Here is a 19,810-nt window from a genome sequence, read left to right as displayed (position 1 = left end):
CATGGCCACGTCAACTGATCCCGCTGCTCTGTATCCCGACGTTGCTACGGAAGGGAGCCTCGCTGCGGCGCTCCGAGCCGCCGCGCTCAAGGACGGCTTCTCGGTCCCGCTCACCGCCTCGGAATCCGACCCGCTGCGCCATGCCGCCGTCGCAAGCACCGTTCCGCAACGGACGACCTTGGAGATCACCGCGTGGGTAGCCGAACGGCGGTGGTCAATCCGCGGCTGCGAGTCATTCCAAGGCATGGCACTGATCGACGGAACCACGCAGGACCTGGCCCAGCTCGCCCGGGCGGCGCAAGCCTGGCATGACGGGGCAGCGCTGACCGACATCTCCGGAGCCGCGCCGTTCGTGCACCTCACTGGCCGCTTCGAGGTGGCCGACCACGATCCGGGGCGACTTGCCGAGTCCGAGTGGCAGCACCTGCTCACGGAGGCGGACGAGGTGGACTGGCCCGAGTACCGCGCGCTCGTGGAGGCGGCATACGCCGAGCCGGCACTGCGGAAGCTCTACCCGTTCACGAGCCACTGGACCCTGCGATTCTCCACCAGTACCCGCCCTCGCCTCACGGTCATTCCGCTCTGCTTGGACGCGCATCGGGACAGCCGCTACACCCTCAGTGCCAGCTTCATGGGTGAGGTCCTTGTCGATACGACCACGGTGGCGGACGCCGTGTCGACAGCCGTGCGCCATCTGCCCTCCGGCCTTGGACCTGTCACTTCTGGAGCCGCCTGAGAAGCGCCTGGTCTCGGGTGGAAGGATGACGTGCATGCACTTGCCTCAACCTGATGATCTGACCTCGCTGGTCCTTCGCACCGACTTCAGCAGCGAGGCGGCATGGGAAACGGTGCAAGCAGCGATTGATGGCTCGGGCTACCGCAATGCGACCTTCGTCAGTGACTCCTCCTTCACCGATGTCAGTGTTCAAGCGCTGGTCGACGCGGATGCCGCCGCTGATGACGACGACAAGCTGTGCTACGTGTTCCTCGCTGACGCGACCACCATGACCGGCGAGGAGCATCCACTCCTGGCCGTCGACCTGTATGACGAACCCGGCCGGACATTCCGGGTTCCACCCCGTTGGTACGCCGATGTCTCCAACAACCTGACCATCGGCAACATGGACTTCTCCGAGTTCGCCGACGCCACCAACGAATCGGACACGTACTGCGGCTTCGAGGACGGCTAAGCACGCACGGTAGGTTTCGCCCACCTCCTCAGGCAGGACCCGGCCGTGGCCTGGTAATGACGGGCATGCCGAGCTCGGTTGGACCGCCCCGACCGTTGTTGTGTGTCCGCTCCAAACTGCGGTCGAGAGCGACGAGTTTCTCCTTGGCCTTGGTGAGGCTTACTTGGAGTCCTTGGACTTCGCCGAGCCAGCCGTTTGTCCGCGCCTCCGCGATGCGTTCGGCGAGGTTGCGGATGATCTCGATGAGCCGGGGCCGCTGCCTGGGAGAAACCCGCAGCATCGGGCAGCGCAGGCATGAGTGCTCATGCTGGCATGGGGTTCCGTAGGGCCGTGCGCAGTCACCGAGCTCCAGCTTGCGGGTGTGGAAGTGTTCCTGGAACTCGCGCCATTCGTCGGTCGTGGGTTCGCGGTATTCCTCGGCGGGCCGTGTTGCCCGCCGCTGGTCGAGGAAGGCCCGGTAGGAGCGGATGAGGTCCTCCTGGAAAACGGCCAGGTACGCCTCCGTGGTACTCGTACTGGTATGGCCGAGCAAACGGGCGGCGATATGGACGGGCAGTCCGCCGGCGACAGCCTCGGTGGCGAAGATCCTGCGGAAGTCGTGCGGCGTGAAGTGCAGGGGCTCGCCCGACTGGCTGGTGAGGGCGGCTCGGGCCAGGGTGTCGTTGAGCAACTGGTAGAGCGTGTTCGTGCTGATAACGTCGCGTTTCCAGCCGATCCGGCGCTGGAAGAGGTGCGGGAGCGGCGGCCCGGTGACCAGCTCGTGGTAGTCGTAGCGCGCGACGAGAGGGATCGTGCCGGCGTTGTCCCCGCGGAGTCGGGTGATCACGGTGGCGAGGACGCTGGCAAGCTCGGGGCCGACCAGCAGGAGCCGCTCCTCGTTTCCCTTCGACGGGATGATCTGCAGCAGGGGCACGATCTCACCGGTATCGGGGAGCTGATAGGACACCAGCGCGAGGTGCGTGATCTCCAGCAGCTCCTCCAGCCGCACGCCTGTGTGCCAGAGCGTTTCGATGATGGCCCAGGCCCAGAACGCCTCGTCCTCGTCGCGGGTGACGTCGAACTGCTCCGCCGTGGCCATGTCTTCGATCAACACCATCTCAGACCGGTACTGAAAGCGCTTTTTGGTTCGGTCCTCCCGGCGGCTGATGCGGCGATATCGCCGGCCTCCGTGATCGAAGATCTCTCCGACCGAGGTGGCCTGAGCTGCGGCCAGCAGTTTGTTCTGCGTGCTGTGATGTGCCTCGGTGGTGTCCACCAACTCGGGGAGCCGGGGCAGCCGTTCGCGCACCCGCTGGTGCATCCTGGCCCGGACCTTCTTCTTGACCTTGGTGAACCCGCCGGTGTCGGCCTTGCGGACAGGACTGGGGACCGCCCAGGCCGCCCAGCTCGACTCCTCCAGTGCCCATTGCTGGATATCCAGGTAGAAGGCCCGGACTCCGGTCAGCACAGCAGTCCGGGTCTGGCGGGGAATGGGGTCCTTGCCGTCCCGGGTGATGAATCTGATCCGTTCCTTCCACGCCTCGGCGACCTCCGTGGGCAGGTCCAGGGTGTCGATGCCCGGGTGGTGCTTCTCGATGTCGGCCCAGAAAGCGCCCACCAGCCGGCTCGCCAGGTGCTGAAGCGAGGTGTAGTCGAGGCTCGGGCGGCGTTCCTCCAGATAGCGGACCAGGACATCGCGCACCGGTCGGCACTGGATGCTGTACCGGTCCACCATGGCCGCCGTGGAAAGCTGTCCCCGCGCCACTGTCCGGCGCAACGGCAACACGGCGGACAGCAGACCGGCGTCGCACATCAGGTCCCAGGCGGCGTGAAGCCCTGTGGGCGCCCTGGCGAAGGTTTCCCTGCTCCACTCGTGGTAGGCGATCAGGTCCTCGGCAGTGAGCCGGCCGAGATCGCGGCCGGTCCGGAAGGCGACCTTCACCAGGCTGTTCTCGGCCGTGCTCAGCTGGCTGGGGATCATTCCCCGGGCCAGGCCGGCCTGCCGGATCATGTCGAACTGCTCGGCACCGAACTCCTGCTTGGCGTGGCGGTAGAGCCCCGAGGTCCGGTAGCCCTGCAGGAATTCGTAGCTCGGCCGCACCACCCTGGCAAGGAGCACACAGCCCAGGCCCTCCGTCGTCATTGCCCGCCGGGGCGCCTCGGCGGACCCGTATTCGGCCGTGACGAGGTCGATCCAGCCCCAGTCAAGGCCGCTGTCAACACCGGAGACGAGCCACCGTTCCTGCCAGCCGTCCCCGGGGAAGGACAGCAGCCAGTGGAGGATTCGGGCGGTCCCGCGCGATCGATCCGCGCGCTTGCTCCTGCTGCGCCTGCTCGTTGCCGGCGGGAAGGTCGTCAGCGACGGCAACAGCTCCAGAACACCCTCGACCGGGAGACCATCGAACGGACCGCGGTCGGCAGTGAGCATCCGCTGGTGATCGAGGGAATCTCGTGGCGAGGGAGTGGAATCCGCTTGTCTGATGCTGGTCACGGTCATCTCGGAAGACCTCCGAACAGCACAGCCAGGTCGTCGGCCTCGTAACCGACGGCAACCGGTGGCGGGGCCTGCTGAGCTCGGAGTTCACGCTCGGCCAGGTGCTCGGCGACGCGGCGGATCACCGCTGCTTCGTCTTCCAGGAGGTAGACGTCCGCGGTGGTGCTCAGGTGTGCGTGACCGAGGATGGTCTGCACGTCGAGCAGCGTCAGGTTCTTGTCCCGGCTCATGCGCAGGGCGGCGGTATGTCTGAGATCGTGCATCGTGTAGTTGGTGCCCAGGACAGCGTTGATCCGGCGGAACACGGCCCGCAGGGCCTCATAGTTCATCGGCTGAAGCCGCAGTCCAGCTCCGCGGTCACGGCGTCGAAGCGTCCACCAGATCGGGTCGCTCGGCTCCAGCGGGGCAAGTTCCGCCAGGTAGAGGCGGAGCCAGACGAAGGAGTCCGGGCTGGCCGGCAGCCATTGCGCATCGTCGCTGCCCTTGCGGCTGACTTGTACCAGTTGGTCGCCCCAGTCTAGGTCGACGCCCCGGATGCCGAGTACCTCGCTGGCCCGGGTCGCGTTGCTGATGTCCAGGGAGAGGATCGCGCGGTCCCGGTTGGAGCGCAGGGCGCCGAAGAGGTCGTTCCACCGCTCGTCGGGGATCTCGCGCGGTCTGGCCTTGGGAATCTTGGGGTTGTAGCGGATCCGGCCTTCGGGCCCGAAGGGGTCCAGCGGATTGTGGTGAGCGTGCGGGCGGTTGCCCCTGCGATCGAGCGGCACCGGGTTGACCAGCGGGCCGTGCCCGGTCTCGATCCAGAACTCGTAGAAGCTGCGGACGACCGCGTTGCTGTGCCGGATCGTCCGGGGCTGGTACTGATCTCCGGGGTTCCGCTTGCGGGTGATCGGGTTGACCGTCCCCGCGGTGGACGCTGACTTCGTCCGGGGCGAGTTGCGTGGCTTGGTCGTCTGCTTCAGCCAGAGCACCAGATCCCGCACTTCCGCCGACGTGGCCCTGTCCCACTCGACCTGAACAACGCGCAGCCACCGCCACCACCGCAACAACGCGTACGCGTAACTGCGGACGGAGCCGGGCCGGTTCCGGGCGACAAAGTCTCGCAGGTACCGCTGCACGGGCTCGATCGGCACACCCTCCGGATCGACCACGAGCCAGGGCACCACGCCGTCCGACGGCACGACCTTGCCCCACCGCGGCAGCCGGATCGAACCGAGATCCCGTTCCACGTCATCCAACGACCTCACGCAGCTCTCCTCCTATATTTGCTGCCTGAGATCTACCGGTCAGCCCCTGCCCGACCCCTCCAATGCCTCGGTGTGTCGTCTGGTAGTCCGGTCAACAGAGACACCACCCGGATGCTCGTCAACCGCGCCCAGTTCGACAACTCCGCCGAGACCCGGGACCGGATCCGGGAACGCACCCCAGCCGTCCGCGCGATCCAGCACACCATCGAGTACCTCGACCTGGTCGGTTCCTGCCACAGCTTTGTGGCCACGCTCGGCCGCCTGGTCCCGCAGCTGCGTGGGCAGGAGTTCACCGAGGACGAGCGCGAGACCGTGCGCCGGCAGATCGCCGGTGAGGGGACCGCCCTTCGCCAGTTGTGCCCGGCAGTGACACGTCACCGCCGGCTCCGCCCATCCCGGTAGACCGCCGATGACCTTGAGCTTGTACCGTGCGGGCGGTGGCGACCGGGGAAGCGGGAGGCGGGCTGTGGGAGCGGATCACCGTGTGGGGGATGTCCTGTTGGTCTCGTGCCCGTACACCGACGCACGGGTCACCCGTCTCACCCGACGGGAAGTGGTCGTCGAGTGGCCGTGGTGGGAGGTGGACCCGGAGTGCGACTGGATCGAGTGGAACGGCCAGGTGGCCCTGGCCGGCGATCCTGCCTCGTACGACTGGGACCTGGAGCTGTTCCGCACCGAGCCGCCGCCCCGGCACCTCGAGGTCGGCGCGGTGTGCAAGGTCGGCATCCCTCCCACGGTGGTGCATGTGATGAGCGTCGAACGGATGGATCCACCGCTGGAGACAGGACGTCTCCCTCGTCCGGGGACGCAGGTGATGGTGCTGCGCACGGGGCAGTCGCACGATCCCGACCTGGAGTGGCAGGGCTACGGGATCGACCCCGACGACGGGATCCCGATCGCCCTCGACCTGCTGTTCCGCCCGTACGCCTGCCTCGTGGCGGGTGACGAGGTCGCGGACGCCGCGGGGCGCGCCTGGCGGTTCGACGCGCCGTGGGACTGGCATCCGTTCGACGGTCAGGAGCCCTCCGAACCCGCCTGGCCGCTCAGTCTCCTGACCCGCGACGGCCACCCCGACGACGCGGCGGCGACCGTCGTGGCGCGGGCGACGCGCAGCGGTTCGCACGAGCAGGAGCTCGCCCGCTGGGTGGAACTGACCCAGGCCAGACCCACCCGCCTTGTCGTCGTACGGGACTCGGTCCGGCAGCCGAACCGCTGACCGTCGATCGTTCCAACATCCCTTTTGCCCCGAGGGGTTCCGCCGGTTCGCGCGTAAACAGAAACGACGCTGCCGGCGACACCCGAGGATCAAGGAGCAGGGGACGACATGAGATTCCTGGAGCGTGAGCGCGCGGCCCTCGCCAAACTGCTGCCCGGTCTCGACGAGAGTCTGAGGGCCGTACCGCTGATGACACTGGAGGGACCGAAGAGCCCCGGCATCGGGTTGTTCCGGGAGGCGGGCGGGCCGGGTCTGCTGGCCCCGACCGCCTTCCAGGGCCGGGGTGCCACCGCGTTGGAGACCCTGCGGGTGCAGCGCGCGCTGGGCAGTCGTTCGCCCTCGCTCGCGGTGGCGACGACGATGCACCACTTCTCGATGGCCACGCTGGTCGGACTGAGCGACTCCGGCGAGGGGCTGGAGTGGATGCTCGTGCAGGGCGTCGCGTCCGAGAACCGGCTGATGGCGTCCGGCTTCGCCGAGGGGCGCAGCGGCACCGGCATCCTGTCGCCCTCCATGTCCGCCACGGTGACGCCCGAAGGGGTGCGGATCACCGGCGTGAAACGGCCGTGCAGCCTCGCCCGTTCCATGGATCTGCTCACCGCCAGCGTGATGGTGCCGTGCGAGGAGGGCGAAGGGGAGGAACTGGCCGTGGCGCTGGTGCCCGCCGAGAGCGCGGGGCTGAGCGTCAGCGGCTTCTGGTCGAGCACCTTCCTGGCGGGCGCCGAGAGCGACCAGGTGACGTTGGACAACGTACTGGTCCCGAAGGAACTCCTGGTGCGCACGGCCTCGCCGGCCGGGGCCCGCCTCGACGAGGTGCAGACCGCCGGTCTGGTCTGGTTCGAGCTGCTGATGACCGGCAGCTACCTGGGCGCCGCGAGCGCCCTCGTCGAGCGGGTGCTGCTCAACGACCGGGTGCCCGACGCCGAACGGGTCCGGCTACTGGTGGAGATCGAGGGCGCGACGGCGGCGGTCGAGGGCCTCGCCCGCCGCGTGGACGAGGGCGCGCCCGACGAGTCCGCGCTCGCCGACTCGCTCTACGCGCGGTACACCGTGCAGGACGCCCTCGCCCGGCTCGTGCCCCGGTCCGTCGAACTGCTCGGCGGCCTCAACTTCATGACCTCGGACGAGGTCGGATACCTCGCCGCCTGCGCCAACGGCCTCTCCCTGCACCCGCCGTCGCGCTCACGGATGACCGGCCCGCTGTCCGCGTACCTCGCCGACGAGCCACTGACCATCGCGTGACCCCGGCCGGCCCGAGCGCCCCGACGGGGGCGCGAGGAACGGCGCGACCAGTCGCGAACACCCCGCAGTCGCCGTCGAACAACAAGAACCGAGCTCATAGGCGCCCGGCGCGCGCAATACCCCAGCACCCGAACACCCACCCGCCCGGACACCCGCCCGCCCGTCCGGCAGGACCTACGCTCACTCGACCGAGGGGATCACCGCCATGCCTCTGTCCCGGCCCCGGCCCAGCGCTCCGACCAGCCCGCAACCGCCCGCGAAACGCCCCACGATTCTGCTCACCGGCGGCGCCGGGGTACTCGGCAGAGCCCTGATCGAGGAACTGTCGCCCGATTTCGGAATCGTCTGCCTGCGCCATCGCACGCCGGTGAACGACCACCGGGTCCGTGAGGTCCGCGCCGATCTGCTGGAACCCGGACTCGGCTTGACCCAGGCGGACTTCACCCAACTCGTCGCCGAAGTGGACCTGGTGGTGCACTCCGCCGCCGCCACCAACTGGAAGGCGGAGCCGGACCGGATCCAGCGGGCCAACCTCGACGGCACGATCGCGATGCTCGACCTCGCCGCTCGTGCCGAGGCTCCGTTCTTCCACATGAGCACCGCCTTCGTCGCCAACCCGCTGGCGCCGGAGGAGCAGGAGCGCTTCCCGGGTGCCGCCGCGTACCTCGCCTCCAAGACGGCGGCCGAACTGGTCGTGCGCGACGCCCCGGTGCCGGGCGTGATCATGCGCCCGTCGGTGGTGATGGGTGACTCCGTCACCGGCCGGATCGCCGGGATGCAGGGGCTGACGCGGGCACTGGGCGCCATCGTGAAGGGGCAGGTGCCGGTGCTGCCGGGAGCGCCGGACGCACGGATCGACATGGTTCCCCAGGACATCGTCGCGCGCGCGGTGGGTGACCTGGTGCGGGCCGGTGTCACAAGCGGCGAGTACTGGCTGACGGCCGGCACCGAGGCGCTGCTCCAGCGTGAAGTGGTGGACACCTGCCTGGAGTTCGCCGACCAGTGGGGACCGAGGCCGCATCCGCCCCGGCTCATCCCGCTGGAGTCGGTGCACCGGCTGCTGCTGCCGCTGATCGAGGGCCCCACGTTCCCGGAGTCGCTGCGCCGCCGCTTCCAGACGTACGCGGAACTGCTGCTGGTCTTCCAACGGGCCCTCCCCTTCGAATCGTCCCTCGGGTCGTCGCACTGCGGCACGGCCCTCTCGAAGGACGACCTCCGGCGGGCGCTCGTCCGCAACCTGGCCGCCTGGTCCACCGGGCGCGGCGGTATGCGCACCCGCCTGCGTACGGGGCCCGCGCAGGACACGGCGGCGAGGTCCCAGCCCTCGCAGGCCACCCACACCCGGGAACTGGCCTCATGACCGCGGCCCCCGCCCCCGTCGAGGCGCCGGACACCGGAACCGTGAAACCGGCCGAGGGATCCTCGGCGCCCGCCACCGGATGCGTGACATCGGTCGCCGACCCCGCCACGGACCGTGCGCACATCGCCCGGCTCTACCGCGAGCACCTCTCCTCCGGCCGCTCCGTCCTCGGCACGGTGCTCGGCGGCATGCTGGAGACGGCGTCCGACGGCGCGTGGGTGTTCACCGAGGACGGCCGCCGCTACCTCGACTTCGGCGGTTACGGGGTCTTCATCCTCGGTCACCGGCATCCCCACGTGACCGCGGCCGTGCACCGCCAGGTCGACACCCATCCGCTGGCCGGGCGGGTCTTCCTGGAGCCCGTCGCGGCCCTCGCCGCCGAGGCACTGGCCGCACGGACCCCACCGGGCCTCGACCACGTCCACTTCGTGAACTCCGGCGCCGAGGCCACCGAGGCCGGTATGAAACTGGCCCGGGCGCACGGCCACACCGCCCTCGTCTCCACCATCGGCGGCTACCACGGCAAGACCCTGGGCGCGCTGACCGCCACCGCCAACCCCAAGTACCAACAGCCCTTCCAGCCGCTGCTGCCGGACAGCACGGCGATCCCGTACGGGGACACGGCCGCGCTGGAAGCGACGCTCGCCGAACTCGGCCGCCGGGCCTGCGTGATCGTCGAGCCGGTGCAGGGCGAGGGAGGTGTACGCATTCCACCGCCGGGCCATCTGGCGGAGGTGAGCCGACTGTGCCGGACGTACGGGGCCTTCCTGATCGTCGACGAGATCCAGACGGGCCTGGGCCGACTGGGCGCGTGGTGGGGCATGGACGCCGACGCCGCGAGCGGCCTGCCCCCACAGGCCGACGTACTGCTCGTCGGAAAGGGACTGAGCGGCGGTGTCGTGCCCGTCGCGGCGATGGTCGCGACCGCGGCGGCCTACGGGCCGTTCTCCCGCGACCCCTATCTGCACACCTCCACCTTCGCGGCCTCCCCGATCGCCTGCGCCGCCGCGCTCGCCGCGGTCGAGGCCCTGGACCGGGAGGGCGTCGTCCCGCGTGCCAAGGCCCTGGGCGAGCGGCTGCTCGCGGGCGTCCGGGCCGCCTGCGCCCCCTACACCGGCGGCCTCGTGCGCGAGGTCCGCGGGCGGGGGCTGCTGATCGGCCTGGAGTTCACCGAGGAGCAGGCCGTGGGTGAACTGATCCTCGAGCTGGTCGGGCGCGGCGTCCTCGTGAACCACTCCCTCAACGCCACCCGGGTGCTGCGGCTGACACCGCCCGCGATCGTCGGCGAGGAGGAGGTACGGCTGTTCCTCACCGCGCTGACCGAGGCACTGCGCGTGGTCGCGACCCATATCGGCTGACCCGTCCAGCTACCGCCGACCCGTCCCTCCCGTGGAAAGGCAACACCTCCCATGCGTCACGTGACCGTACGGCTGACCGCCCACGACGTCGACCCCGAGACCGCCTACCAGCGGATCCGTGATTTCCGCCGGTATCCCGAAGTCACCGAGACCGTCCGCGAGGTCGTGGTCCATCCACCCCATGACGACGGCACGGTGGTGTCGGACTGGACCGTGCGCTTCAGGAACGGTCTGATGCGCTGGTCGGAGCGGGACGCGTTCTTCCCGACGACGCGGACCATCGGTTTCACCCAGCTCACGGGCGACTTCGAGCTGTTCGAGGGCACCTGGCGGTGCGCGTCCGGCGAGGACGGTACGGCGGTCACCTTCGACGCCGTCTTCGACCTGGGGATCCCCACGCTGGCGGAACTCCTCGACCCCGTCGCCGACTCGACGCTGCGCAGCAATATCGAACGCATCCTGCGCGGGCTGCTCGGCAGGGTCACGCCCGCCCCGGCCCAGCTCGCCGACAGCGTCGCCCCCGCGCATGGCTGACCTCACCCTCGTGCCCCGCCGGGCCCGTCCCGACGGCCCGGCCGCCGCGGGCTGGGACACCCTGCGGGACGAGCCCGGCCCCGACACGGTCCGCTGTCTCGGTCTCTACGCCAAGCTGACGGCCGGCGTCACGGTCGTCACGGCGCTGGACGGGGCGGGCCCGACCGGGATGACGGTCTCCGCGCTGACCTCCCTGTCGGCGCGGCCGCCGCTGATCCTTGCGTGTCTGCGCGGCAGTTCACGCACGCTCACCGCTCTGCGCGAGCAAGGCGCCTTTGCCGTCAGTCTGTTGACGGAGCATCAGAGACCGGTCGCGGAACTCTTCGCCGACGCCTCCGTGCCGCCCGCCAGGCGGTTCGAGGGCAGCCCGGTGCGCCGGGTGCTCGGCCTGCCGGTGCTCGCCGACGCGCTCGCGTGGTCGGTGTGTCTCGTCGAGGACGTACGACCGTACGGGGATCACCACGCCGTCGTCGGACGGGTGATGGCGGTGGAGGTGAACGGCGGACGGCCGCTGCTCTGGCACGACCGGGCGTTCCACGCGCTGCCCGCGGCGACCACCGACTGAACCCACCAGAAGTCAGGACGGAGGCCCGGCCGGGGTTCGCCCCGGCCGGGCCTCCCTCGTATCCACGACCACTCCGTACGCACAACCGAGGCCAAGGAGGCCCCATGTCCCTGCCCCGCATTCCCGGCGTGAACTCCGAGAGCGCCGCGGCCGAACTGCTCAGCACGCCCGAGCGGCTGGCCGGCAACACCCAGTCCACTGCGCACCGGCTGGTCGCCGGACTCGACGGCGACCCCGAGACGGACGACTGGGGCCTGCCCCCGACGCCGGAGCGTCCTCACCCGGTCGTCCTCGTGCACGGCACGCTCGGCGACCGGGAGTCCGTCTGGCGGAAACTGGCGCCCGCGCTCCGAACGGCCGGACACCGCATCTTCCGCCTCAACTACGGTGAACTGCCCACGCTCCCCCGCCTGTACGGTCTCGGCGACATGCGGAAGTCCTCCCAGGAGCTCGCGGACTTCGTGGACCGGGTGCTGGTGGACACCAAGGCGTCGAAGGTGGACCTCGTGGGCCACTCGCAGGGCGGGATGCTCCCGCACTACTACCTCAAGTACCTCGGCGGGACCCGGAAGGTGCGCCGTGTCGTCGGGATCGCGCCCAGCAACCACGGGGTCGAGGTGGCGGGCCTGACGAAGCTGGTCCGCCAGGTCCCGGGCGTCCAGGCGGTCGTGGAGGACAAGGTGCTCTTCCGGATCAGCCCGGCCTTCACCCAGCTGCTGCACGACTCGGAGTTCGTGGGTGAGCTGGTGGCACCGGGCGACACGGTGGACGGGGTCGACTACACCGTCATCTGGTCGACCCGGGACGAGCTGGTCCAGCCTCCGGAGGCCCAGCAGCTGAAGCCCGCCCGGCCGGAACACCCGGTCACCAACACCTGCCTTCAGCTCCTCGCCCCGAAGAACCGGACCACCCACCTGGCCATGCCGTACGACCCGATCGTGGTGCGGGAGACGCTCAAGGCGCTGGCCGACTGAGTCCCGTACGGCGGCGAAGCACCCGTACGACGACGGAGAGCACGAAAGAAAGGGGGTGGTGCGGGCCCGGTCGGCCCACACCACCCCCTCCTTCGCGCGGTCGGCTCAGAACGCCGTGCAGCGGCCCTTCTCACCCGGCCAGAAGCAGACCTGGCCGATGACGTCGAAGCCCGCGACCCCGTCCGGGGTGATCTTGTCGAACCGGGGGGTGGGGATCTGCAGGCCGTTGATTCCGTCGCCGGCGAGCGGGCCGCTCGTCACGGTGCGCTCGGGCACGGGGCTGCCCTGCTTGAGGTCACCCTTGAAGTAGAGACTGCCGACCTCACCCGTGTTCCAGGTGCCCACGCCGTTGCCCTCCACGGAGAAGGTCGGCGGGAACACACCGAATCTTCCGGTGCCGTCGACACCGAAGACGATGTCGGTCAGCTCCGGCGCCGCTCCGCTGGGCGAGCGGCAGTCCAGGTACCCGATGTGCCCGGTCACCTCGGCCTCCTCGACCCGCACACCGAGCGGCGGACTGAAGTTCACCTCGGCGTCGAGGCGGCACACGAGGTCGGGCACCGGTGCGGCCCGTACCCCGGCCGGTTCGGCCTGGGCCGCGGGGGCGGCCAGGGCTGTCCCCGCGAGGAGCGCGGCGGCCAGCACCGGCCTCCGGCCGAGGCGGGACAGCGGGGACATCTTCGCTTTCGCCTTCACCGAGAACGTCACTGCGTCTGATTCCTTTCCTTCACGCCGTGGTCGTGGTGCCACGGAGAACCTCGCTCGCGGAGCCCAGATGCTCGGCGAGGTCGCGGTACGACTCCAGGACGCCCGTCTCGACGTACGGGATATCCCGCTCGACGCAGAACTGCTTGACGAGCGGATAGGCGCGGCGCAGCGCCGCCCTGGGCATGCCGGGGAAGAGGTGGTGCTCGATCTGGTAGTTGAGGCCGCCGAAGAAGAAGTCGCCGATGTAGCCGGTGGGCAGGGTGCGCGCGGTGAGGACCTGGCGCTCCAGCCAGCTCCACTCCTTGCCCACGCGGGTCGGCAGGCCCTTGTGATTGACGGCGAAACCGAGGCCGAGCAGATACCCGAGGAGGACCTGGTGGACGGCGAGGAAGAGCAGGACGGACGGCCAGGGCAGGAGCACGAAGAGCGCACCGAAGAACAGCACCGCGTGCAGCACCATCAGGCCGCCCTCCAGAAGGGGCTTGCGCAGCGCCCGGCGGCGCAGCGCGATGACGCCGGCGATACGCAGCACCAGGGCTTCGAGGCCCAGCAGCGGGAAGAACAGATAACGCTGGTTGGCGGCGAGGAAGCGGGCGAATCCCTTGCGGTCCTGGGCCTGTTCGGGCGCGAAGACGGCCACGCGGCGCAGGATGTCGGGGTCGAGCTCCAGGTGGTTGGGGTGATTGTGGTGCCGGTTGTGGTGCTGCACCCACCAGCCGAAGCAGACGCCGAGCATCAGGTTCCCGTGGACCAGGCCGAGGGCCTGGATGAACCTGCGGGACCGGGTGATCTGACGGTGTCCCGCGTCGTGCACGATGAAGGCGAGCTGCTCGTGCCAGACGGCGAGCCAGACCGCCGCCAGGACCACCTTCCACCAGGTGCCGCCGGAGAAGGCCAGCGCGGCCCAGCCGAGGGCGTTCATCAACCAGACCACCGCGATCCCGGTCACGTACTGGCCCGTGCGGGGCCGCATGAGCCCGGCGGCCTGGACGCGCCGGGTCAGTTCGCGGAAGTCCTCGTCCTGCGCGGCCGGTTCATACGGTGAGGAGTTGACTGCCGGGCTGTCGGTCATCGGTGTGCCCCCGACCCTTCCGTTGTTGGACGCCCGCGATGCGGGCGGGTGTGCGCGGCCTGTTCACGAGGTCAGGCCCATGTCGGTGAGGCGCGCTTCCTGGGTGACGCGCGACCATTCCGCGGCGGCGAGCATCCGTTCCTCGGCGGTGGTGTCGACCAGGCGGCGGCCCGGCCACACCTCGTAGTCGCCGACGAGGTCGCGGTGCTGGTCCAGCCCTTGCTGATAGAGCTGTTCGCGGCGGAAGGTCATCTGCTGCACCGGGAGTTCGGACCACAACCGCATCCCGCGCGCGACGAGTTCGCCGATCCGCTCCAGGTCCTCGGGGTGTTGCCGGACATGGCGGCGCACGATCGTGGTGCCCACGGACAGATGCCGGATCTCGTCGATGCCCGCGGCGCGTTCGATCTCGGCGGCGGGCGCGTCGAAGGGCCGCCATTTGCGCTCGCTCAGCTCGGCGGTGGGCGCGAGGACCCCCTCCACCAGGACGGTGAGGGTGATCACGCCGCCGATGTAGTCGCGTTCCTTCTCCATGACGGCGAGCCCGAACTCCTCCAGGGGGTTCAGGACGGCGTCCCGGTCGACCCCGGCGAGCGACTCCATGGTGGCTGCCAACTCACCCTGCGATACGCCCAGTTCGAGCAGGTGACCGCGGAAGGCGTAGGCGTGGCGGGCCTCGTCCATCAACTGGGAGCTGTAGAAGTCCATCCCGGCGAGGTCGGGGGCGTACGCGACGAGGAAGGAGATGGCGCGGGCCGCCTTCTCCTCCGCCATCGAGCGGAAGGCGAGCTCCTGCATGACGGCCTGGCGCAGCGGCCCGTCCACCATCATGTGGTCCGGCACCGGCACGTCCGGGGAGCGGCCCAGGGGATCGCCGCCGAGGGTGCCTTCCGGCACGGCCCGGAACCAGTAGCCGAGGTCGCAGCCCTCCGGTGTCAGTTCGGTGCGCAGCGCGCCTTCCAGGAGACCCGGGGCGCGGTGGCGGTCGGCCTCCACAGGGAACTTCTCGATGGATGTGGTCATTTCAGCCTTTCTGAGTCATGGGGACGGCCGGGACCCTGGAGCGGGTCAGACCGACTTGGTGAGGCGCATCAGCTGCCAGACGGCGCCGGGGCTCACCCGGCCCTGGAAGGCCAGGTACTCCGGTTCGATCAGCTGTGGGCGCCATTTGAGCTTGAAGGACTCCTGGGCGGCCGCCGGATAGATGGCGCGCCCCTTGGCCGCCAGCACCTCCACGCAGCGGTGCAGGAAGGTGCTGGTCGGGCCGGGGGCAGCCGTGTCCGGGCCGAGCTGGACGAACGGGGTGAAGCCGAGGTGCAGCCAGCCGCAGCCCTCGTCCTGGAACTGGCGCAGGGCGGTGGCGAACAGCAGTTCCACCGTGCCGGGCGGTGCGTCCGGGAGCCTCCGTGTGAGGTCGTACAGCCAGCCGGCGTGTTCACCGAAGACCGGTGAGTACGACACGTAGCCGACGGTCCGTCCCGCGTGGACGGCCGTGAACAGGCGCCGGTGCGGTGCGCCGGGGCCGCCGCGTTCGCCGATCAGGAACTCGAGTTCCTTGACGTGCCGGCCCTTGGCGCGCAGCCACGCGGCGTCCACGGCGTCGAGGGCCGCGGTGACCTTCGCGCCGTCCCGCTCCTCGGCGGGCACCTCGGCGACCGAGACCCCTTCTCTGCGGGCCCGGTTGACCATGTTGCGCACCTTGACCATGCGTTGTCCGCCGAGGCGGTACCCGTCGAGCGCGATGCTGAAGGAGGCGCCGAACTGGTTGACGACGAAGCCGTGTCCGGCGTGCAGTTCGGCCTGCGGGCGGGAGAGCTGGACGGCGGCGACCCGGCGTCGCTCACTGCCGGCCCGTGCGAGCAGCGCGGTCAGCAGGCTCGGGCCGTCCTCCACCGCGCATACGGGTCCGCCCAGTTGGAACAGGTGTCGTCGGCCGGCCTCCCGGTACGGGACGAAGCCGTCGACACCGTCCGTGTGGAAGCGGCGGTTCCCGCTGTTCATCGCGAGGAAGGCGCTGCTGTGGCTGCCGTACCGGCGCAGCATCTCGTACGCCTCCGTGTCGGCCGGCGCCTGTGCGGCGTTCACCGCACCGCCGCCTCGTGCCAGGGGACGGTGGCGAAGTCCCGCAGCGGTCCCTGCACGGCGGGGTGCGGAACCGGCTCGAAGGACACGGTGAACGACTTGGCGAAGTTGCCGAACAGCGCCCGGTCCCCGAAGAGATGGATGGGCAGGACCAGCAGCGCCCACTCCCAGCCGTGGGCCAGGACCCAGGCGCCGAGGACCGCGCCCTGCACGCTCAGGCTGTGCATGGTGTTGTACAGCACGTAGTAGACGCGGGAGACCTGCTGGTCGGGACTGCGGTGGTAGGCGAGCGCGCCCGGCAGATAGCCGATGACGTCGACGTAGACGAACAGGACGACGGCGACCCACCAGCGCACCTCGGCCAGGTGCGCGAGGAAGAACCCCGCGGCCACCAGGAGCCCGAGCAGGTATTCGAGGCGCAGCAGCCGGTAGGTGGTGGGGGTCTGGCAGAGATTGTGGCCGTCCACGGTCACCGCCCGCCGACCGGGCTCGTCCCGTCGTCCGGGCTCGTCCCGCCGTCCGGGGTCGTCGCGGTGACCAGGATCATGCTGTCCTTCTCGACCCCCGAGAACGCGGCCAGATGCGGGGCGAACCGCTCGACGGCGTACGGCAGCGCCAGCAGGTCCGCGACGCGCGCCTGCCAGCCGTAGCCGCCCCACCAGCGCTCCGCGTCCGCGAGGTGCCACACCCACGGCGTCCCCGAGCCGGACAGGGCCTCCAGCCAGGGCTTCACGAAGGGCGAGTCGGCGGTGTCGGCGTTGAGGCACTCGGCACCGAGGCTGCTGCCCGGTGCGGAGAGCGTGCTCACCGTGCCGATCAGACGCTCCACCGCCTCGGGTGCCAGATAGAAGAGCAACCCCTCGCACAGCCAGGCGGTGGGCCGGCCGGCGTCGAACCCGGCGGCGAGCAGCGCGCCGCGCCAGTCGCCCAGCAGGTCGGCGGCGACCGTGGTGCGCCGGGCGGTGTCCGGTGTACGTCCGTCGACGACCCGCGCCTTGAAGGTGTGTACGGCCGGCAGGTCGACCTCGAAGACATGGGTTCCGGCGGGCCAGTCGAGCCGGAAGGCACGGGTGTCGAGTCCCGCTCCCAGCAGGACGACCTGCGTGCGTCCCTCCCGCGTCGTGGCGAGCAGGTGGTCGTCGAAGAAACGGGTGCGGACGGCCAGCCAGTCGGGCAGCACCTTCTGCAGGACGCCGGCTCCCGGCGGGGCGCCGGCCACCCCGGCGGCGTTCAGGAACTCGCCCGCGAGCCGGTCGTCGAAGAGGGCGTCCGCCCGCGCGGATTCATGGGCCCGCATGCGGACGGTCCACAGGGCCGTCTCCGAGACCCCGTCCAGGGCGCGGGGGGCCGCTTCGCGCTGAGCGTCGTGTTGCTGCATGGGCATGGGTCATTCCTTCGTGCGTGCGGTTGACATGGGCGGTGGATGGGGCCGTTGTTGAGGGTGGATCGGATGGCGGGGTGGGTCAGCGGGGCGTGCGGCGGCGGTCGAGGAACAGGGCCGCGGCGCCCAGCGCCATGAGCCCGCGCGAGGGTGACCAGGGCCGCTGTCCGCCCATGGACGAGGGCGTGTGCGGCTCGTGGAGCTGGAGCGCGAACTGACGGTTGGCCGCGTCGGAGAGCAGCCCGCGCCACTGTTCGGGGGCGGACGCGGCGGCCGAGAGGAGGTCCATCGTGTTGCGGGCGACCTGGTCCACGGAGAAGTACTCGCGGATCAGGGCCAGGATGATCCCGCGCGCCTCCGCCTTGAAGACCTCCGCGAGGGCGATGTCCGGCGCGAGACAGCGCACCGAACCCTCCAGGTTCGCGAAGGACTTGCCGAGCAGGGAGATGGCGGGCGCCGAGCCGATGCCCCGCCGGGTCGCCTTCTCCAGGACGGTGGTCAGGGACACCCCGAAGTTGATGTCCTCCAGGGACGCGGTGGCGACCTTGGGGACCAGCGCGGCCATGTCGGCGGCGAACGCGGGCAGGTTCGACCAGGCGGTGACCCGGCCCATGTCGGCCCACGCGTGGGCGAGACCGTGGCCGTCGTTCTGCGCGATGGCCATGAGCAGGGGCAGCAGCTGGAGGCTGGTGCGCCGGTCGAGGCGGCCGACCATGCCCCAGTCGATGAGGGTGGCCGGGCCGCCGGGCAGTGCGAAGACGTTGCCCGCGTGCGGGTCGGCGTGGAACATCCGGTCGACGAAGTACCCGCGGTACATGAAGCGCAGCAGGTCCTTGCCGATGTCCGTGCGCTCCCGGTCGCTGAACGTGCGGCGGTCGAGATGGCGTACGGAGGCGCCGGGTGCCAGTGACTGGATCAGCACCTTGGGGGTGGCGTGGACGACCCGGGGCACGGAGAGCGACGGGTAGCGGCGGATGTTCTCGCGGGCCTCGTCCATGTTGCGGGCCTCGCCGGTGAAGTCCAGCTCGGGTTCCATCGCGTCGAAGATGGAGCCGAGCATCGCCTCGACGTCGATGACCTCGTTGAAGCGGGGTGCGGTACGGGCGACGATCCGGGACGCCTTGCGCATCAGGGCCATGTCCGCGCGGACGGTGTCCCGGATCCCGGGCCGCTGGATCTTCACCACGGCGGGCCGGCCGCCGGGCAGGGTCACCCGGTAGACCTGGGCCAGTGAGGCCGCCCCGAGCGGGCCGACCGTCTCGATGTCGTCGAAGCGGCGCTTCCAGTCCAGTCCCAGCTCCTCCTGGAGCACGGGCTCGAAGAGGGCGAAGGGCTGGACGTCGACCTGGTCGTGGAGGTTCTGCAGTTCGCCGATCATGGAGGCGGGCACCATGTCGGGCCGGGTGGAGAGGATCTGGCCGAGCTTCACATAGAACGGGCCGAGGCTCTCCAAGGCGTGCCGCACCGCCTTCGCACGGCGTGCCCCGTCCACGGAGTTGGTCCCGTCCCCGGCGGAGGCCTCGCCTTCCGCCGAGGAGTTCGGGTCCTGCCGGGACCGCCGGCGCTCCCGCGTCACCTGGCCGACCTCGTCGGCGACGAGGCTTCCCAGCACCTTCACAACCAGCCGGAGCCGACTGCCGAGCATGGCACCCATGTGTCACAACCTCCTGTGCCTGACGAGTTCCGTCGGTCATCCGTGCGATCGCCCACGCACGTGGGTCATGCGGCGCGATCGCTCACCCGAGGTGCGGCGGTACGCGCCCGGTGAGCCCCGGATCAGCGGCGGATCAGCCGCTCTTCCTCGCCGCCGGTGCCCGCCCGGCGCCCGCCATGGCGCCGGCCACCCCCTGGACGCCCTCCAGCACGTTCACCAGGGAGGCGACGAGCTCGGACAGCTGGGCGATCTGCCGGGGCAGCGCGGCCAGGCCCTCCGCCATGTCGGCCGCGCCCGAGACGGCCGAGGCCGCCCCGCCGGCGACCTGTCCGAGCGCGCCCAGCGGATTGGCACCGCCGAGGGCGCCGAGCGGGTTCGCGCCGCCGCCCGTGAGGGCAGCGAGTGGATGGGGCGCCCCACCGCCCAGTGCGGCCAGCGGGTTGGGGGCCGCGCCGGCGAGAGCGGCCAGCGGGTTGGCGGCGCCGAGGCCGGCCGCGGCGTTGGCGGCGTTGGCGAGTGCGGCCACGGGGTTGGCCACGCCGCCGAGGGCGGACAACGCGCTGACCGTCCGCAGCACATCGCCGGGAAGCCCGTTCAGCGCCTGATACGGATTCCCCGGGGTGAGCCAATCCGCGGAATGCGAATCATCGCCCTTCCGGTCGAGGATTTCATCGAATGCCTTCTTGGTGCTGTCGGCGATATCGCCGATGAAATCCTTGATGGTGTCCTGGGTGTTATTCTTGCTCACGGTCACTAC

20 protein-coding genes are annotated in these 19,810 nt (G+C 70.3%); 10 read left to right on the top strand and 10 right to left on the bottom strand.

Going from position 1 to position 19,810, the window contains the following annotated elements; genetic code table 11:
* The first annotated feature begins 244 nt into the window (after window positions 1-244).
* Both AAFF41_RS41045 and AAFF41_RS41040 read left to right on the top strand, forming a co-directional pair.
* Window positions 245-736, top strand: coding sequence for a DUF6193 family natural product biosynthesis protein (locus AAFF41_RS41045; protein WP_343325632.1), 492 nt, complete (start codon window positions 245-247; stop codon window positions 734-736).
* A gap of 34 nt (window positions 737-770) precedes the next feature.
* Entirely contained in the window at window positions 771-1,190 is a 420-nt protein-coding gene (locus AAFF41_RS41040) for a DUF6924 domain-containing protein (RefSeq protein ID WP_343325631.1), read from the top strand.
* Between the two features lie 28 nt (window positions 1,191-1,218).
* Here the strand turns inward: AAFF41_RS41040 and AAFF41_RS41035 are convergent, their stop codons facing one another.
* Together AAFF41_RS41035 and AAFF41_RS41030 are read right to left on the bottom strand one after the other, a co-directional pair.
* The gene (locus AAFF41_RS41035) at window positions 1,219-3,597 is read right to left on the bottom strand and encodes a tyrosine-type recombinase/integrase (protein ID WP_343325630.1); all 2,379 of its coding nucleotides are present in this window, start codon (window positions 3,595-3,597) and stop codon (window positions 1,219-1,221) included.
* Between the two features lie 65 nt (window positions 3,598-3,662).
* A complete protein-coding gene (locus AAFF41_RS41030) occupies window positions 3,663-4,907 on the bottom strand; it encodes a tyrosine-type recombinase/integrase (protein WP_343325629.1) in 1,245 nt (414 codons plus the stop codon).
* A gap of 72 nt (window positions 4,908-4,979) precedes the next feature.
* On the opposite strand from AAFF41_RS41030, the gene AAFF41_RS41025 reads away from it, so the two are divergent.
* The 8 genes from AAFF41_RS41025 to AAFF41_RS40990 all read left to right on the top strand — a co-directional run bounded on the left by AAFF41_RS41025 (window position 4,980) and on the right by AAFF41_RS40990 (window position 12,156).
* Window positions 4,980-5,309: a DUF6192 family protein gene (locus tag AAFF41_RS41025; RefSeq protein ID WP_343325628.1), complete on the top strand. Its 330-nt coding sequence runs from the start codon at window positions 4,980-4,982 to the stop codon at window positions 5,307-5,309.
* 82 nt (window positions 5,310-5,391) lie between these two features.
* A complete protein-coding gene (locus AAFF41_RS41020; protein ID WP_319752119.1) occupies window positions 5,392-6,123 on the top strand; it encodes a hypothetical protein in 732 nt (243 codons plus the stop codon).
* Window positions 6,124-6,231: 108 nt separating this feature from the next.
* A complete protein-coding gene (locus AAFF41_RS41015; RefSeq protein ID WP_319752118.1) occupies window positions 6,232-7,365 on the top strand; it encodes an acyl-CoA dehydrogenase family protein in 1,134 nt (377 codons plus the stop codon).
* A 205-nt stretch (window positions 7,366-7,570) separates the two neighbouring features.
* A complete protein-coding gene (locus AAFF41_RS41010; protein WP_319752117.1) occupies window positions 7,571-8,725 on the top strand; it encodes an SDR family oxidoreductase in 1,155 nt (384 codons plus the stop codon).
* The gene (locus AAFF41_RS41005) at window positions 8,722-10,083 is read left to right on the top strand and encodes an aspartate aminotransferase family protein (RefSeq protein WP_343325627.1); all 1,362 of its coding nucleotides are present in this window, start codon (window positions 8,722-8,724) and stop codon (window positions 10,081-10,083) included. Before AAFF41_RS41010 ends, AAFF41_RS41005 begins: the two co-directional genes overlap by 4 nt.
* Before the next feature lie 51 nt (window positions 10,084-10,134).
* Complete coding sequence (locus AAFF41_RS41000) at window positions 10,135-10,617, top strand: type II toxin-antitoxin system RatA family toxin (protein WP_319752115.1); 483 nt, start codon at window positions 10,135-10,137, stop codon at window positions 10,615-10,617.
* Complete coding sequence (locus AAFF41_RS40995) at window positions 10,610-11,182, top strand: flavin reductase family protein (protein WP_319752114.1); 573 nt, start codon at window positions 10,610-10,612, stop codon at window positions 11,180-11,182. Before AAFF41_RS41000 ends, AAFF41_RS40995 begins: the two co-directional genes overlap by 8 nt.
* Window positions 11,183-11,286: 104 nt before the next feature.
* Entirely contained in the window at window positions 11,287-12,156 is an 870-nt protein-coding gene (locus AAFF41_RS40990) for an esterase/lipase family protein (RefSeq protein ID WP_343325626.1), read from the top strand.
* 105 nt (window positions 12,157-12,261) lie between these two features.
* On the opposite strand, the gene AAFF41_RS40985 is transcribed toward AAFF41_RS40990, so the two are convergent.
* The 8 genes from AAFF41_RS40985 to AAFF41_RS40950 all read right to left on the bottom strand — a co-directional run bounded on the left by AAFF41_RS40985 (window position 12,262) and on the right by AAFF41_RS40950 (window position 19,801).
* On the bottom strand, window positions 12,262-12,864 hold the full coding sequence (locus AAFF41_RS40985) for a hypothetical protein (protein ID WP_319752112.1): 603 nt from the start codon (window positions 12,862-12,864) through the stop codon (window positions 12,262-12,264).
* A 19-nt stretch (window positions 12,865-12,883) separates the two neighbouring features.
* Entirely contained in the window at window positions 12,884-13,936 is a 1,053-nt protein-coding gene (locus AAFF41_RS40980) for a fatty acid desaturase family protein (RefSeq protein WP_319752111.1), read from the bottom strand.
* Between the two features lie 63 nt (window positions 13,937-13,999).
* Window positions 14,000-14,959 (bottom strand): ferritin family protein, encoded by a 960-nt coding sequence (locus AAFF41_RS40975; RefSeq protein ID WP_343325625.1) that lies wholly within the window; start codon window positions 14,957-14,959, stop codon window positions 14,000-14,002.
* A gap of 45 nt (window positions 14,960-15,004) precedes the next feature.
* Window positions 15,005-16,021 carry a DUF2156 domain-containing protein gene (locus AAFF41_RS40970; RefSeq protein ID WP_319752109.1) on the bottom strand — a complete coding sequence of 339 codons (1,017 nt, stop codon included), beginning with the start codon at window positions 16,019-16,021 and terminating at the stop codon, window positions 15,005-15,007.
* Window positions 16,018-16,485 carry a hypothetical protein gene (locus AAFF41_RS40965; protein WP_060896278.1) on the bottom strand — a complete coding sequence of 156 codons (468 nt, stop codon included), beginning with the start codon at window positions 16,483-16,485 and terminating at the stop codon, window positions 16,018-16,020. Before AAFF41_RS40965 ends, AAFF41_RS40970 begins: the two co-directional genes overlap by 4 nt.
* A 2-nt stretch (window positions 16,486-16,487) precedes the next feature.
* Window positions 16,488-17,402 (bottom strand): SAM-dependent methyltransferase, encoded by a 915-nt coding sequence (locus AAFF41_RS40960; protein WP_343325624.1) that lies wholly within the window; start codon window positions 17,400-17,402, stop codon window positions 16,488-16,490.
* A 79-nt stretch (window positions 17,403-17,481) separates the two neighbouring features.
* On the bottom strand, window positions 17,482-19,053 hold the full coding sequence (locus tag AAFF41_RS40955; RefSeq protein ID WP_343325623.1) for an ABC1 kinase family protein: 1,572 nt from the start codon (window positions 19,051-19,053) through the stop codon (window positions 17,482-17,484).
* A gap of 133 nt (window positions 19,054-19,186) precedes the next feature.
* Window positions 19,187-19,801 (bottom strand): hypothetical protein, encoded by a 615-nt coding sequence (locus tag AAFF41_RS40950; protein WP_319752106.1) that lies wholly within the window; start codon window positions 19,799-19,801, stop codon window positions 19,187-19,189.
* Window positions 19,802-19,810 lie beyond the last annotated feature (9 nt).

Origin of the sequence: Streptomyces mirabilis (assembly GCF_039503195.1) — a bacterium.
Lineage (GTDB): Bacteria > Actinomycetota > Actinomycetes > Streptomycetales > Streptomycetaceae > Streptomyces > Streptomyces mirabilis_D.
Note: the sequence above shows the minus strand (reverse complement) of the source record. Positions and strands in the feature narration are given on the sequence as shown.